The organism is Kosakonia oryzae (assembly GCF_001658025.2).
Taxonomy (GTDB): domain Bacteria; phylum Pseudomonadota; class Gammaproteobacteria; order Enterobacterales; family Enterobacteriaceae; genus Kosakonia; species Kosakonia oryzae.
The window spans coordinates 2,283,738-2,298,921 of record NZ_CP014007.2; the positions used below are offsets into that span (position 1 = coordinate 2,283,738).

Annotated in this window: 12 protein-coding genes and 1 pseudogene; 12 read left to right on the forward strand and 1 reads right to left on the reverse strand. The window is 53.5% G+C overall.

The genetic code is table 11. The features are described from left to right. Positions 1–2 precede the first annotated feature (2 nt). The 11 genes from tssF (at position 3) to AWR26_RS11020 (ending at position 13,573) form a co-directional block, all read left to right on the forward strand. Positions 3–1,874 carry a type VI secretion system baseplate subunit TssF gene (gene tssF, locus AWR26_RS10970; RefSeq protein ID WP_043953291.1) on the forward strand — a complete coding sequence of 624 codons (1,872 nt, stop codon included), beginning with the start codon at positions 3–5 and terminating at the stop codon, positions 1,872–1,874. Next, complete coding sequence (gene tssG, locus AWR26_RS10975; protein ID WP_064565773.1) at positions 1,871–2,914, forward strand: type VI secretion system baseplate subunit TssG; 1,044 nt, start codon at positions 1,871–1,873, stop codon at positions 2,912–2,914. Before tssF ends, tssG begins: the two co-directional genes overlap by 4 nt. Positions 2,915–2,958: 44 nt before the next feature. Further along, positions 2,959–5,571: a type VI secretion system ATPase TssH gene (gene tssH, locus AWR26_RS10980; RefSeq protein WP_064565775.1), complete on the forward strand. Its 2,613-nt coding sequence runs from the start codon at positions 2,959–2,961 to the stop codon at positions 5,569–5,571. Between the two features lie 26 nt (positions 5,572–5,597). After that, positions 5,598–7,037, forward strand: a complete 1,440-nt coding sequence (locus AWR26_RS10985; protein ID WP_064565777.1) for a serine/threonine protein kinase — start codon at positions 5,598–5,600, stop codon at positions 7,035–7,037. Positions 7,038–7,063: 26 nt separating this feature from the next. After that, entirely contained in the window at positions 7,064–7,567 is a 504-nt protein-coding gene (locus AWR26_RS10990; protein ID WP_227122918.1) for a DcrB-related protein, read from the forward strand. Positions 7,568–7,625: 58 nt separating this feature from the next. Continuing rightward, a complete protein-coding gene (locus AWR26_RS10995) occupies positions 7,626–9,551 on the forward strand; it encodes a type VI secretion system Vgr family protein (RefSeq protein ID WP_064565781.1) in 1,926 nt (641 codons plus the stop codon). Positions 9,552–9,563: 12 nt separating this feature from the next. Continuing rightward, on the forward strand, positions 9,564–10,370 hold the full coding sequence (locus tag AWR26_RS11000) for a DcrB-related protein (protein ID WP_064565783.1): 807 nt from the start codon (positions 9,564–9,566) through the stop codon (positions 10,368–10,370). Further along, positions 10,363–11,694: a PAAR domain-containing protein gene (locus tag AWR26_RS11005; RefSeq protein WP_064565785.1), complete on the forward strand. Its 1,332-nt coding sequence runs from the start codon at positions 10,363–10,365 to the stop codon at positions 11,692–11,694. Before AWR26_RS11000 ends, AWR26_RS11005 begins: the two co-directional genes overlap by 8 nt. Further along, the gene (gene tri1 / locus AWR26_RS11010) at positions 11,694–12,764 is read left to right on the forward strand and encodes an ADP-ribosylarginine hydrolase Tri1 (RefSeq protein WP_064565787.1); all 1,071 of its coding nucleotides are present in this window, start codon (positions 11,694–11,696) and stop codon (positions 12,762–12,764) included. Before AWR26_RS11005 ends, tri1 begins: the two co-directional genes overlap by 1 nt. 81 nt (positions 12,765–12,845) lie before the next feature. After that, positions 12,846–13,067 (forward strand): hypothetical protein, encoded by a 222-nt coding sequence (locus AWR26_RS11015; protein WP_139227916.1) that lies wholly within the window; start codon positions 12,846–12,848, stop codon positions 13,065–13,067. A gap of 119 nt (positions 13,068–13,186) precedes the next feature. Next, the gene (locus tag AWR26_RS11020) at positions 13,187–13,573 is read left to right on the forward strand and encodes an immunity protein Tsi6 family protein (RefSeq protein WP_064565791.1); all 387 of its coding nucleotides are present in this window, start codon (positions 13,187–13,189) and stop codon (positions 13,571–13,573) included. Between the two features lie 208 nt (positions 13,574–13,781). Here the strand turns inward: AWR26_RS11020 and AWR26_RS11025 are convergent. Then, positions 13,782–14,174, reverse strand: a pseudogene (locus tag AWR26_RS11025) (FumA C-terminus/TtdB family hydratase beta subunit); the annotation flags it as partial. A gap of 111 nt (positions 14,175–14,285) precedes the next feature. On the opposite strand from AWR26_RS11025, the gene AWR26_RS11030 reads away from it, so the two are divergent. Next, positions 14,286–14,549, forward strand: coding sequence for a hypothetical protein (locus AWR26_RS11030; protein WP_064565795.1), 264 nt, complete (start codon positions 14,286–14,288; stop codon positions 14,547–14,549). The last annotated feature ends 635 nt before the right edge of the window (positions 14,550–15,184 follow it).

Genomic DNA, 15,184 nt, shown 5'->3' on the forward strand with positions numbered 1-15,184 from the left:
TCATGGACAGCAAATTACTGGAGTACTACAACCGCGAACTGGCCTGGCTGCGCGAAATGGGCCAGGAGTTTGCCGGGCGCTATCCGAAAGTGGCCGGACGCCTCGGCATGCGCGGCATGGACGTTGCCGATCCGTATGTCGAACGTCTGATGGAGGGCTTTGCCTTCCTGACCTCCCGCGTACAACTGAAAATGGACGCCGAATTTCCCCGCTTCTCCCAGCGCCTGCTGGAGATGGTGGCGCCCAATTATCTCGCGCCGACGCCGTCGATGGCGATTGCGGAGCTGACGCCGGACAGTGCGAAAGGGGATCTGAGCAACGGCTTTGTGGTGCCGCGCGGCACCATGATGGACAGCCAGGTGATGAAGAAGAATGGCGTCACCTGTAGCTATACCACCGCCCATGATGTCACGCTGTTACCGCTGAAAATCAGCCAGGTGGAACTGGGCGGCGTACCAGCCGATCTGCCGCTGGCGAAAGTTGGCCTGAGCCAGCGCGGGGCGCAAAGCGCGCTGCGCATTCGGGTGAGCTGTGACGGCCCGGTCAACCTCGGCCATCTCGATTTTGATCGCCTGGAACTGTTCCTTAGCGGCCCGGATATGCAGGCGCTGAAACTGCTGGAACTGCTGATGGGTCACCAGGTGGGTATTGTGTGCCAGGCCAACAGCGCCAGTGCGCCGTTGCAGGTGCTGGCCGATGACGCATTGCAGCAGGAAGGCTTTGCCGCCAGCCAGTCGTTACTGCCGGACGATCTGCGCAACTTCGACGGCTACCGTCTGTTGCAGGAGTATTTCGCCTTCCCGCAGCGTTTCCTGTTTATCAGCCTTCAGGGGCTGCGTTCGATGGTGGCGCAAAGCGGCGATGCCACCTCGTTCGATATCATCATTCTGCTGGATAAAGCCGATGGGCAACTGGAGCGGGTAGTGGATAAAAATCACCTTGCGCTGCACTGCACGCCGGTGATTAACCTGTTCCCGAAAGTGGCCGAAAGGCAAAAGCTGAGCGAAAACCAGCACGAATACCACCTGGTGGTGGATAACATTCGCCCGCTTGATTATGAAATCTACGCGGTGCGCAAAATCCACGCCAGCGTCGATGGTCAGCGCGATGAGCAGACGTTTCGCCCGTTCTGGAGTAGCTGGAGCCAGGATGAAGGCAACTATGGCGCTTACTTTTCCGTGCGCCGCGAGCAGCGCGCGTTATCGGAACATGCGCAGCGCTACGGCACCCGTACCGGTTATATTGGTTCCGAAGTCTTTGCCTCGCTGGTTGATGAGCAGCATGCGCCGTGGCGCGAAGATTTACGCTATATCACCGCTGAAGTGCTGTGTACCAGCCGCGACTTACCGCTGATGTTGCAGCAGGATATGGGGCAGTTCGTGATGCCGGATTCGCTGCCGGTGAAATCCCTGCACCTGCGTAAAGGTCCGACGCCGCCGCGCCCGGCGCTGGCGGAGGGGCTAAGTACCTGGCGGTTGATCAGCCAGTTGCAGATGAACTATCTCAGCCTGATGGACGGTGATGATGGTGAAGGCGCGGCGGCGTTGCGCCAGCTTCTGGGACTATACACGCGGCTGGCGGAAGCGCCGGTAGCGCGCCAGATCGACGGCGTGCGCCACTGCGTGCTGGAGCCGGTGCATCGTCGCGTGCCGGAGCCGGGGCCGATCGTCTTTGCTCGCGGTATTGGCATTACGCTGACGGTCGATGAGCAGGCGTTTTCCGGCTTCAGCCCGTGGCTGTTCGGCAGCGTGCTGGAGCGCGTTTTTGCAAGACTGGTGGGCATGAACAGCTTTACCGAGTTCACCCTGAAAAGCCAGCAGCGCGGTGAAATCGGCTACTGGCCGCCGCGCATGGGCAAGAGGGCGCTGATATGAGCGAAGCCCCAACCAGCGCGCCGCAGATTGTCCGTGCCAGTTCGCTGCCGGAGGCATTCTGGCAGAACGTGATGGCCACGCCGTGGCGCTACGATCTGTTCAGCCTGCTGCGGCGTATTGACGCCCGCGGCGGGGAACGTTACCCGCTCGGGCGCGCGCCGCTGCCGCGTTTCGAATCGGTGCGCATCGGGCAAAAACCCTCGCTGGGCTTTGCGCCGTCGACCCTTGCCGACGTGCGTAAGCGCGACGGTTCGCCGCTGTACGATATCTCCATTTTCAGCTTCGGGCTGTTCGGCCCGAACGGTCCGTTGCCGATCCATCTGACGGAATATGCCCGCGAACGCATCGATCATCATCAGGATGATAGCCTCAGCGCCTTCGCCGATCTGTTTCACCACCGCTTGTCGCTGCTGTTTTATCGCGCATGGGCCGATGCGCAGCCCACGGTGTCGCTCGACCGGGGTGATAACAAACGCTTTGAACAGTACATCGCTTCGCTGATCGGCATGGGACAACCGGGGCAACTGGAAAAAGGCAGCATCAGCCCGCATGCGCGTTTTGCGCTGGCCGGGCATCTGACGCGCAACGGACGCGATCCGGAAGGGCTGGAGAAGATCCTGCGCTGCTATTTTAATGTGCCGGTATCCATCGTCGAAAACGTGCCGCAGTGGATGCCACTAAGCGAACGCGAACGCGCGCGTTTGCAGGGCGGTCGCCATGCGCCGCGCCTTGGGCAGTCGGCCTTTCTGGGTAAAGCTGTGCGCGACGTGAGCCACAAATTTCGCATCGAAATTGGCCCGTTATCCGCCGAAACTTACCGGCGTTTCTTGCCCGGAGAAAAAGCCGTGACCGAGATGCGCGACTGGGTGCGCCAGTATCTTGGCATCGAATATGAGTGGGCGCTGCGCGTGATCCTGCGCCATGAAGATGTTGCTGGTGCCACGCTGGGTGGCACGGGTCGTCTTGGTTACAGCGCCTGGCTTGGCGCTCAGCCGCAGCCGCAACCGCGCGGAGATTTGGTATTCAGCCCGGAAGGATAACCTTTCGTCTTATTCATCTGACGTGACAACTAACGGAATTTACAATGTCGGAAATTAGCCGCGCCGTCCTGTTCGGCAAACTCGATACGCTGTTATTTACCTCGCTGGAAAGCGCCACTGCGTTTTGCAAACTGCGTGGCAACCCCTACGTTGAGCTGGTTCACTGGCTGCACCAGCTGATGCAACAGTCGGAGGGCGACCTGCAACAGGTGATCCGCCACTTTTCGCTGAATGAAGAGGCGCTGACCCGGGATATCGTTGCCGCGCTCGATAAACTGCCGCGCGGAGCAAGTTCGGTCTCCGATCTCTCGGAACATATTGATACCGCCGTTGAGCGGGCGTGGGTTTACGGTTCGCTGAAATTTGGCGTCACGCGCATCCGCGGCGGCCATCTGCTGGCGGGGATCCTGAAAACCTGGAGCCTGGCGACCGTGCTGAAAGGCATTTCGTCGCAGTTTGAGCGGGTGAGCGCCGATGCGCTGCTCGACAACTTCGAGGCGATTTTCGCCAACAGCAAAGAGACGCAGCAGACGGCAACCGCCGTTGGCGATACCGCCGCCGCACCGCAACAGCAGGGCACGCTGGCGCAATATGGCCAGGATCTGACCGCCAGAGCGCGCGACGGCAAAATCGATCCTGTAGTGGGCCGCGACGAAGAGATCCGCCAGATGGTCGATATTTTGATGCGTCGCCGCCAGAACAACCCGCTGTTAACCGGCGAAGCCGGGGTAGGAAAAACGGCCGTAGTGGAAGGGTTAGCGCTGCGCATTGCCGCAGGCGATGTGCCGGAACCGCTGGCGAACGTGCAACTGTGGTTGCTGGATATTGGCATGTTGCAGGCAGGCGCGGGCATGAAAGGCGAGTTCGAAGCGCGGCTGCAAGCGTTGATCAACGAAGTGCAATCCAGCCCGACGCCAATCATTCTGTTTATCGACGAAATTCACACCCTGATTGGCGCAGGCGGCCAGCAGGGCACCGGCGATGCCGCCAACCTGCTGAAACCGGCGCTGGCGCGCGGACAGTTGCGCACCATCGGCGCGACCACCTGGGCGGAATATAAGAAATACGTTGAAAAAGATCCGGCATTAACCCGTCGCTTCCAGACTGTGCAGGTTGCCGAGCCGGATGAAGAGAAAGCGGTATTAATGCTGCGCAGCACGGTTTCCGCGCTGGAGAAACACCATCGCGTGTTGCTGCTTGATGAAGCGGTCGTTGCCGCCGTCAAGCTCTCTCACCGCTACATTCCGGCGCGTCAATTGCCGGATAAAGCCGTGGCGCTGCTCGATACGGCCTGCGCCCGCGTTGCCGTCAGCCAGAGTGCGCCTCCGCCGCAACTGGAAGATTGCCTGCACCGCATTGCCGCGCTGGAGGTAGAGATTGAGATTGCTAACCGCGAAGCGAAAATGGCGGCTGGCGACAGCGGGCGGGTAGAGAAATTAACCGCCGCGCGTCAACATCAGGAACAACTGCGCGACGAGCTGACGCAGCGTTGGCAGCAGGAGCAGGCGCTGGTTGATGCCATTATCGCGCTGCGCGCGCAGTTGCATACCGCAGCGGAAGAGGAGCTGGCCGCTTTACGTGACTCGCTGGCGCAGCAGCAGCAGGCACTTAAAACATTGCAGGGCGACGCGCCGCTGCTGTTCACCTCGGTTGATGCCAACGTGGTGGCGGCGGTGGTGTCCGACTGGACCGGCATTCCGCTGGGACGGATGGTGAAAAATGAAATCGATGCGGTGCTGAAACTGGCGGATACGCTGAATGAACGCGTGATCGGCCAGCGCCACGGTCTGGAGTTGATCGCCAAACGCGTGCGTACCTCACGCGCCCGTCTCGACGATCCAAACAAACCGGTCGGCGTGTTTATGCTCTGCGGTCCTTCCGGCGTGGGCAAAACCGAAACAGCGCTGGCGCTGGCGGAATCGCTGTATGGCGGCGAGCAGAACGTTATCACCATTAATATGAGCGAGTTCCAGGAAGCGCACACCGTCTCGACGCTGAAAGGCGCGCCTCCGGGCTATGTCGGTTATGGCGAAGGCGGCGTGTTAACCGAAGCCGTGCGCCGTCGCCCGTACAGCGTGGTGCTGCTGGATGAGATCGAAAAAGCGCATCCGGACGTGCATGAAATCTTCTTCCAGGTGTTTGATAAAGGCTGGATGGAAGATGGTGAAGGCCGCCATATCGATTTTCGCAATACCATCATCATCCTGACGTCTAACGTTGGCACCGAGTTGATTACCGGCATGTGCGCCGATCCGGAACTGATGCCGGAACCGGATGCGCTGCGCGATGCACTGCGTCCGCCGCTGTTGCAGGTTTTCCCGCCCGCGTTGCTTGGCCGTTTGCTGGTGGTGCCTTATTTCCCGCTCAGCGACGAGATGCTGGCGCAGATTGTGCGCTTGCAGCTTAAGCGCATTCAGCGCCGTCTGGAGGAGAACCACGGCATTGTCTCGGAAATCGATGACAGCGTGGTCGGGCAGATTGTGGCGCGCTGTACCGAAGTTGAATCAGGCGGCCGTATGGTGGACGCCATCCTTACGAACACTTTGCTGCCGATGATGAGCCAGCTATTACTCGACGCCAGCGCGCGGGACGAGCAATATAAGCGCTTACGTGTCACGCTCGAGCAGGGTGAGTTTCACTGTCAGTTTGCGGCGTAAAGCCATTATCAAGAGAGTTTTCCACTATGACGGATCACGATAACAACCGGAGTGTACCGAATGCACTGCCGCCAGGATATCGCTTCAACGAGTTCGAAATTAAAGAAGTGATTGGCGGCGGTGGTTTTGGCATCGTCTATCGCGCCTGGGATCATCAGCTTGAACGCACCATCGCGATTAAAGAGTTTATGCCCTCTTCACTGGCTGTACGCAACGACGACATGACGCTGGTGCTGCGCAGCGAGCGTTTTAGCAAAGCTTTTACCGCCGGGCTGAACAGTTTTATCCAGGAAGCGCGTCTGCTGGCGCGTTTTAACCACCCGAACCTGCTGCACGTGCTGCGTTTTTGGGTGCAGAACGATACCGCTTATATGGGCACGGTGTTCTACAGTGGCACCACGCTTTCCCGCCTGCGCGAGAAAAACCCAACGCTGATTAACGAAGCCTGGATCCGCCGCATGCTGCCGATGCTGCTGGGTGCCATCAAAACCATCCATGACGAAGGGTATCTGCATCGCGATATCTCGCTGGATAACATTCAGATCCAGGATAACGGCTTGCCGGTGCTGCTCGATTTCGGCTCCGCGCGCCGCAGTATTGGTTCTGTTTCCGACGAAACGGAAACCATGCTGCGTCCTGGCTATGCACCGATCGAACAATACACCGACGACAACGAAAGCGAGCAGGGGCCGTGGACCGATATTTACGCCCTTGGCGCGGTGCTGCATACGTTGATTATTGGTTCGCCGCCGCCGGTCAGCGTGGTGCGCAGCATTCAGGACACCTATATGCCGCTTACGCAGCGCAACCTGCCGGGGTACACCCCTTCGCTGTTGCAGGCGGTGGATCGCGCGCTGGCGTTGAAGATGGAAGATCGTCCGCAGACCGTGGATGAGTTCGCGGCGCTGATTGAGATGCCGGTTGCCGGGCTTGGCGATGTGATGAGCGTTAAACAACCGGGTACCATGCTGGTACCGGTTGAAGAGACCGAAGAAAAACCGGCGACGCCGGGCTGGCAGCGCTACAAATTGCCAGGCCTGGTGGCAGCAGGTGTGATTGTCGGCATCATCGCCGGGGCCATGCTGTTCGGCGGCAATTCAGCGCCGGAAGAGGCGACGCAGACCACCAGCGTGACGCCGGAAGAACAACCCGCACCGCCGGTACAGCAGCCTGTGCGGGAAGCGCCTGCTGTTCAGACACCGCCGCCCGTGCAGGCCGCAGCGCAAAGCACCGCGCCGGTGGTTAGCCAGACGCCTGTCGCGCAACTTTTTGTGCGCATGAAAGAGGGCGAAAAACTGAGCCTCAATGGCGAAGCACAGTCTGTTTCGCCGGCGGCCAATGGTTTTGCCTCACTGAAACTGCAACCCGGTCGTTACGAAGTGCTCCTGCAGGGTAATGGTCAGAGACGCAGTCAGACTATCACCATTGCTAATCCGGGTACCTGGTTAATTAATCCGCAACCTTAACCAACACTATTTCGCCGGGTAATATTGTGCCCGGCAAAATGCGGGGAGAAATATCTCCCCCACATCTCTCTCGCATTACAAATAATGTGATGTCGTCCTTTTTCGATCGTTACGGTTGTATTGCCCGACATATTAAAAAAGACAGAGCCATGAATTTATTAACACACAGCAATAACGGTGACAGTGAATTTACGTTTGTCGTGTCTCGATCCAGTGCTCAACCCGATGATAAAGTTCATACCGTCGCCGCTAAAAAAGCACGTGAGCTGGAAATAACTCTCACAGATTTTCATCTCGAATCTTCACAAATGCTGGAAGTGGATGGTTATCCCGCCGTTGAACTTTTTTATCAATTCAAAAATGATAACCGCATTATTTATCAGCGTCAGACGCTAATTTTACTGGATGATGCGGTCGCCGGGAAAAAGATGGTCAGCTATGTAGGCACCTGTCCTGGTGAATTCAGTGAATATCATCAAAAACAATACCAGGAAATCATCCAGAGCATTAAATTTCATCGCGCAAAATAAAACATATCAGTGCTGCAGTTATTATCGCTGAGATAAACTTAATTACGGATGCAACGTTATGGTGAACAGAATATCGGTCAGGCTGCCCGTAGAGGGGCTGCTTTTCTGGAAACTCGCCGGGCGCGAGGCGCTGTCGGAGCCGTTTACGCTGGCGCTGACGGTGCTGGGGACGGACGCGCGTATCGACCGCAGTCAATTGCTGGGCCAGCCGGTGACGGTGACGGTCCCGACGCAGACGGGCACGCGTTACTTCAACGGGAAAGTGACCCGCGTGGCGGTGAGCGCGACGGAGCTGTCGGGCACGCGCTACGCTGTCTATCAGCTTACCGTCGAGCCGGATGTGTGGCCGATGAAGCGCGACCGTAACCTGCGCATCTTCCAGGGGCAGACGGTGCCGCAGATTGTGAAAACGCTGCTCGGTGAATACCAGGTCAGTCTGGAAGACCGGCTGAGCGGCAGCTACCGCGTCTGGGATTACTGCGTGCAGTACCAGGAGAGCAGCTTCGACTTCATCAGCCGGCTGATGGAGCTGGAAGGGATTGCCTACCACTTCAGGCATGAGGCTGACAGACACACGCTGGTGCTGACCGATGACGCCGCCGAATTTAAACCCTTCCCCGGTTACGAAACCGTTCCCTACCATCAGACCCCTTCCGGCGGCAGCACGGATGAGGAGGGCATCAGCCAGTGGGCGCTGGAGGACAGCGTCACGCCGGGCATCTACAGCCTTGACGACTATGATTTCCGCAAGCCGAATGCGTGGCTGTTCCAGGCGCGGCAGAACCCGTCGTCGCCGCAGCCGGGGAGCATTGACGTGTATGACTGGCCGGGGCGTTTTGTCGAGCACGGCCACGGCGAGTTTTACGCGCGCATCCGCCAGGAGCGCTGGCAGGTGGAGCACCAGCAGATTCAGGGCACGGCCACGGCGGTGGGCGTGGCGCCGGGCAACACCTTCACGCTGTATAACGCGCCGTTTTTCAGCGATAACGGCGACTACCTGACCACTGCCGCGACCTACTTTTTTGAAGAGAACCGCTACGCGAGCGGCAGCGACGGGGAAACGGAGCACCGCATCGACTTTACGGTCATTCCGTCGTCGGTGGTGTACCGGCCGGCGGCGGTGACGGCGTGGCCGCGCACCTACGGCCCGCAGACGGCGAAAGTGGTCGGCCCGCAGGGGGAGAGCATCTGGACGGACAAATATGGGCGGGTGAAGGTGAAATTCCACTGGGACCGTCTGGCAAAAGGGGATGACACCAGCTCCTGCTGGGTGCGCGTCTCCAGCGCCTGGGCGGGCCAGGGCTTTGGCGGCGTACAAATTCCGCGCGTCGGCGACGAAGTGGTGATCGACTTCATCAACGGCGATCCGGACCGGCCGATCATCACCGGTCGTGTCTATAACGAAGCCAGCATGCCGCCGTGGGCATTGCCCGCTGCCGCCACGCAAATGGGTTTCCTCAGCCGTTCGAAAGATGGCTCGGTGGATAACGCCAACGCCCTGCGCTTTGAGGATAAAGCGGGGGAGGAGCAGGTGTGGCTGCATGCCGAGCGTAACCTTGATGTGGATGTTGAGAACGACGAAAGCCACACCATCGAAAAGAATCACACACATTTTGTTGGGGAAAACGAAACGCTGCGGGTGGTGAAAAACCAAAATACTGGCGTCAAAGTCAATACGGTGAATTTAACTGGCAACGATCGTCAGGATAAAGCGTGCAATACCTTTATTCTCTCAGCAGGGAACACATTGCGTCTGGAGTGTGGGGAGAGTGCGATTGAATTATCCAGTGATGGAAGCATCAATATCGTTGGTAATGATTTCAACTTCACGGCGAAAAAAACTGCGCAAATTAATACCACTGGGGGAGAACTTCATTTAAATCCTGACGGCGGTTCGGCTGCGATAGTCGCACCCGGCTCAGGACATCAGGCGGCCATTCAGCAAGAAGTCGAAAGTTTTTTTGTTATCAACAGCAATAAATAAAGGGATACGTAAATGGCTGATTATATTCTCCAGGAAGCAACGCTGGCGCTTCCGGATGTGTTTAAAGATCGTACCATGAATTTATTTACGCTGAATGATAATGGTGCAAGTGAATTTACTTTCGTTGTATCCCGGGCCAGTGCCAAAAAAGACGAAAATATTCAGGCGGTGGCTGCGAGAATATTGCGTGAGATGGAAATTACTGTTCCGCAGTTTCAGCTTCACTTGTCCCGACCTGTTACGATTGACGGTGAACCTGCGATTGAACTTTATTATCAGTTCAAAAGCGATGGCGCGCTTATTTTTCAGCGCCAGACAGTGGTCTTATTAAATGAACAGCCAACCGGGAAAAAAATTGTTTGTTACATTGGTACTTGCCCTGATGAATTCAGTGATTATTACCAGCGGCAATACCAGGAGATTATTCAGAGCATTAAATTTCATCGCGAACGTGAAACAGAACCTGAGCAGATGCTACAGGCTGATGATCAACGGATATTCTTTGCGCTTGATACTGAGACAAAGCATCTAAGCGCCTTTGAGGGTATACAGGCACTTTACCAGCACTTGCCTTTGCAACGAGCACGTGAAGGTGCGTTTTTGCTCTACGCGCAGGATGGGCAAGCACTGAAGATCGCTCCCGTACCCGGAAGCCAGCCAGTACGCTATGCACTGTGGACGCTTCCTGAGGCCGGTGGGCACAATCTTGGGCAGCAATTGTCTATTTGTCGTACATTTGCTGGTGTTGCTGGACTGGATTCCGCTGAGGATGTCCGACGTTTCCTTGCACAGAGCAGAGATGGCGTGAAACATGGCTGAGTATCAAGCCGCGCGCGTTGATGATCCCATTGCTCATACAGCGTCGAAAGGCTGGATGATCGCTGGCCTTATCGGTGGTGCTTTGTTGGGCGCGGCTGCCGTAGCGGTAACCGGTGGCGCGGCACTGGTGGCGGTCTCCGCTGTGGCCGCCAGTGCTTGCGCCGGCGGCGGTTTGGGGGAAGTTTTAGGCAGTATGTCATGGGCGCCCAGACATGTGACCGGAATGCTGAGGGAGGGGTCTCCTGATGTCTTTATCAATAGTCGTAAGGCAATTCGCGCGCATCTCTCTCTCGGTGAGTGCGATGAGCATAGCGGTAGCCCACAGCGAGTTGCTGAAGGTTCTATAAAGGTATACATCAACAACTATCCTGCTGCGCGTCTCGGCGATCGTTTGACCTGTAGTGCAGAGATTTTCCAGGGGTCTTCCAATGTTTTTATTGGGGGCGCAAAGGTTCAGACTGATGAAATCAGTCCGGAGATCCCGGAGTGGGTTAACTGGGTAATGTTAGGTGTTGGGGCTGGTGCTCTGGCGGTAGTTGCCGGACCGGTAATTGCATTGTTTAGTACCGCAGGGGGAATGGCGGGAGGAACGCTCGGCAACTATATTGGCGGTAAAATCTTTGGCGAGGGCAGTGACGGCCAGAAATGGAGCATGCTGGCTGGCGGGCTCATTGGCGGTGGTCTGGGGGCTAAAGGCGGAGCGAAGTATAACGCCTGGCGGACCGGGAAGGTAATCGCAGAGCCTGCCGTGGTTAAATCTGTCGCTACTCCCAGACCATTGATGAGTCTGAAAGAGGCGGTTGGTGAAGCAAGAGCTAGTAAATGGATTGCCCGAGGTCGGGAATTGATTGACAATAAAGCTCCGCACTTGTCCAAATTATTAACGGATGATCAGGTCGGTGCACTTCATGGTTACACCACAGATCCTGGTTATAAAATGATCAACCCTGCTCTGCGCGGGACAAAACCGCTAACACCGGAACTTGAAGCATTTGCCCAACATATCAATGAAGGTCTGGATAACCTTCCGGCTCATACCGGGACGACATTTCGTGGTATGAATAGTTTGCCTGATGAAGTCCTTAGCCAATATATGCCAGGCAATACCGTTTCTGACCGCGCGTTTGTGAGTAGCGATGTCAACAAAGCCTTTGATGGGCCAATTCAAATGAAAATGGAAGGCTATTCAGGCAGAAAAATTGATTTCTTGTCTGAATTTAATGCAACAGAAACTGAAGTACTGTTTAAAAGTGATACGCAGTTTGAAGTAATTAGTCGTACAAATGAAGCAGGTATAACCAAAATTCACTTGAAGGAACTCTAATGATCGATTTACATGCCGACGATCTTACAATCAGTAATTATGCCGATCGGTATTATGATTATCTGCCTCCTAACATTAGAAAACGATTGTCTGAGGCGACTGATCCATCAGCGGTTAAATACGAGGCCTGGGACGAAGCGCTTCCGCTTGTGATTTCGCGCGAAACTGCGCGGGATAAAGCGATTGGCGCAATGGTCGGGTTGGCGGTCGGCGATGCAGTGGGGACAACGCTTGAATTTCAGCCCCGGGATCGTTATACGGTACACGATATGGTGGGAGGGGGAGCCTTCAGGCTTAAGGCTGGTGAGTGGACCGATGATACGTCAATGGCATTGTGCTTGGCTGAAACCTATCTACAACGGAATAAATTAGAGGTAAATGATTTCCGCGATCGGCTGGTACGCTGGTATAAGCAGGGTGAAAACAGCAGCAACGGTATCTGTTTCGATATCGGCAATACAACCCGTTTTGCACTGGAACAATATCTTCAGCACGGTCCGATGTGGATGGGGAATACAGAAAAAAATACCGCCGGTAACGCGGCGCTGATACGTGAAGCGCCAGTAGCCATATTTCGTCGAAAAACACTACGTGGAATATGGTTTGACTCGCAGGCGCAGAGTCAGGCGACGCATGGAGCGTCTGAATCCCTTTCATCTTGTTTTTTCCTTGGATTGATATTGCATTATTTAATCAATGGATATGACAAGGAAAAAACATTTTCACCGCATATCGTACCGCTGTCTTCACGGGTATTGATTATTAATGCTGGTGAGTACAAACAAAAAACGCGCGATCAGATTCGTTCCAGTGCATATGTTATTGATACCCTCGAAGCCGCTCTCTGGGCCGTGTGGAATACGAATAATTTCCGCGATGCGGTATTATTAGCCGCAAACCTGGGTGACGATGCCGATAGCGTTGCTGCTACAGCAGGGCAAATCGCCGGAGCGTTATATGGCCACGCTGGCATTCCGCAAGACTGGAAAGACAAACTGGTGCAACATGGACGCATTGCAAATATGGCGGCTGAATTATTTGACCGCGCACCCGATGAGAATTTTCTTTAACCGGAATGAAATCAAATTGCCTTGCTGAAAATAATGTCAGGATTAAGAAAAATGTACCACTTAATCCGTCAGGAGGGCGAAGTGCTACTGCTTAAATTCCTTGGCAAAGCGTTCAAAAATCTCTCCGATGTCGATGTGTTAATAAAAATAACCAAAGGAAGTGAATACATCATCCCGATGAAAAGTATTATCCAACACAACGGTAAAAGGGAGCGAAAAGTGTTATCTAATGAATATATTGACGACTTGTCGGCTCTAATTTTCTTATACGGATCTTTAGGATTGACTGATGTCCTCCGCTGATTCAGGAACAGACGAGATTTTTTATGCTGCTGGGTGCGACATCGTCTCTACTCCATTGTCGCCAGCACTCTGTTTATCGTATGCGTCCGTGCCGTGTCGACTGGCTATCGAGCTGTTAAATGACTGAATTAACTGCCTTAGATTATGTAGAAAAAGCTTTAAGATTAGCGGTTAAAAGATATAAATCGATTAAAAGTAATCCAGCCGCTGGTGCGCTTGAGCCTATGTACAATTCAATTGTTGCTCAGCTTGAATATTTGAGGGATGTTGTCAATGGAACGCAAAAAGACAAAAGTAAGTTACGCGATCTGACGTTTGGTATCTTTGCGGTTAAAGAATTTGAAACATCTGATGAAATTTTCTTTGAACGCTTAACTGATGCTTTTTATATTGCCGCGCAAATACGCAAGGGATTAAAGATACAATTGCCACATCAGGTTAATAAGATTTTTTTTGAAAAACAAAAGAAACTTTCCAGCTTATATCCATATGATTTTTCTGTGTAGGTTTCCATAATAAAATAAATGGTGTATGTCTGTAATAAACACATCTTTTTTATAAAAAACTGGTTTATATGCCGGTTTTTCATGCCTGTATGTAAATCAGATCCCGCGAGCGGGTGATATTCACCGATTTTTGATATGCGGAGCAAAGCCCTGGGCCGATCTCCTAAAAAAACACCCGGCTGGTTTCCCGGCCGGGTGTTTTCACATCTTAACGCTGGCTACAGCCTGCGCACTGTTTGTTCTGGATCTGCTGGAAGAAATCGTTACCTTTGTCATCCACCAGAATAAACGCCGGGAAGTTCTCCACTTCAATCTTCCAGATCGCTTCCATACCCAGTTCCGGGTAAGCCACGCATTCGAGGCTCTTAATGCTCTGCTGCGCCAGTACTGCAGCCGGGCCGCCAATACTTCCCAGATAGAAACCGCCGTGTTTGGCACAGGCATCGGTCATTTGCTGGCTGCGGTTGCCTTTCGCCAGCATGATCATGCTCGCGCCGTGGGATTGCAGCAGATCCACGTAGGAATCCATACGCCCTGCGGTGGTTGGGCCGAGGGAACCGGAAGCATAACCTTCAGGCGTTTTTGCCGGGCCTGCGTAATAGGTTCCAATCAGCCCGGAAAATAAGGGAGACTTAGAAGCTGTTGTTAATACAGAAGGCATGATTAACGGTAGGGATTTTATAGTTAAAGATATAGTTACAGGAGAAATATTATGACTAACCTAAAAAAAATATCAGTAAACCCGTGGGATTTTACACTTTATCAAAAAAAAGATGGCGAATTTATTTTAAAGGTAATGTTTAGCGAAGGTGATTATAAAATTGATGTGGCGAGATTTTTTTTGTTTTCGTTTGATGAGATGGTTAAACCGTTAGATGTTGATTACGTTAAAAGCATTTCTGAAAATATTCGCGCAAATTATAATTCTTTTCAATCAAGAGAATTAAGTAAAAAAGAATTTGACGATCTTGTCTGATGGTTTTTCGCGTCTGGTTAAATGACGATGCGATATTTACAACTGATACCTGTCATTGTTTTCTGGCGTAATAAGGAAGTTTAAGATGAAAGTATATGTTGTCTGTTCACAACGAGGTGATTTTGAGTTGCTAAGGTCGGCCGATAAATGGATACTTTCAGTATTAATGCCTAATTATTATCCCAATTCGCATTTTGACGTTAGTAAAGACTTTTTATTAACAGATGATGAAGTTACTCATAAAGAGGATGTCGAATATTTAAAGAAACCTGCGGAGAACATCAGGAAAGACTGGAGTACATTTTTGAATCGGGAAGTTTCGGACGTTAAAATAGTGCGTTAACCATTTCAGATAAATAATCATCATCAAGGTTATATCTATCCATAAAAGCAGAATGGCCGGGATTGATGATGAATTACAACGTATTATCTTTAAGTCTCTGGCGTTGGTATATCTCTTTTTATTTATACTATCTTTTTTATAAAAACTGGTTTATATGCCGGTTTTTCATGCCTGCAGGTAAATCAGATCTCGCGAGCGGGTGATATTCACCGAATTTTTGATATGCGGAGCAAAGCCCTGGGCCGATCTCCTAAAAAAACACCCGGCGGGTTTCCCGGCCGGGTGTTTTCAC

Excerpts from the sequence above, each read along its gene's own strand:
- tssF (WP_043953291.1), top strand. The coding sequence starts at position 3 with ATGGACAGCAAATTACTGGAGTACTACAACCGCGAACTGGCCTGGCTG.
- tssG (WP_064565773.1), top strand. The coding sequence starts at position 1,871 with ATGAGCGAAGCCCCAACCAGCGCGCCGCAGATTGTCCGTGCCAGTTCG.
- tssH (WP_064565775.1), top strand. The coding sequence starts at position 2,959 with ATGTCGGAAATTAGCCGCGCCGTCCTGTTCGGCAAACTCGATACGCTG.
- AWR26_RS10985 (WP_064565777.1), top strand. The coding sequence starts at position 5,598 with ATGACGGATCACGATAACAACCGGAGTGTACCGAATGCACTGCCGCCA.
- AWR26_RS10995 (WP_064565781.1), top strand. The coding sequence starts at position 7,626 with ATGGTGAACAGAATATCGGTCAGGCTGCCCGTAGAGGGGCTGCTTTTC.
- AWR26_RS11000 (WP_064565783.1), top strand. The coding sequence starts at position 9,564 with ATGGCTGATTATATTCTCCAGGAAGCAACGCTGGCGCTTCCGGATGTG.
- AWR26_RS11005 (WP_064565785.1), top strand. The coding sequence starts at position 10,363 with ATGGCTGAGTATCAAGCCGCGCGCGTTGATGATCCCATTGCTCATACA.
- tri1 (WP_064565787.1), top strand. The coding sequence starts at position 11,694 with ATGATCGATTTACATGCCGACGATCTTACAATCAGTAATTATGCCGAT.
- AWR26_RS11020 (WP_064565791.1), top strand. The coding sequence starts at position 13,187 with ATGACTGAATTAACTGCCTTAGATTATGTAGAAAAAGCTTTAAGATTA.
- AWR26_RS11030 (WP_064565795.1), top strand. The coding sequence starts at position 14,286 with ATGACTAACCTAAAAAAAATATCAGTAAACCCGTGGGATTTTACACTT.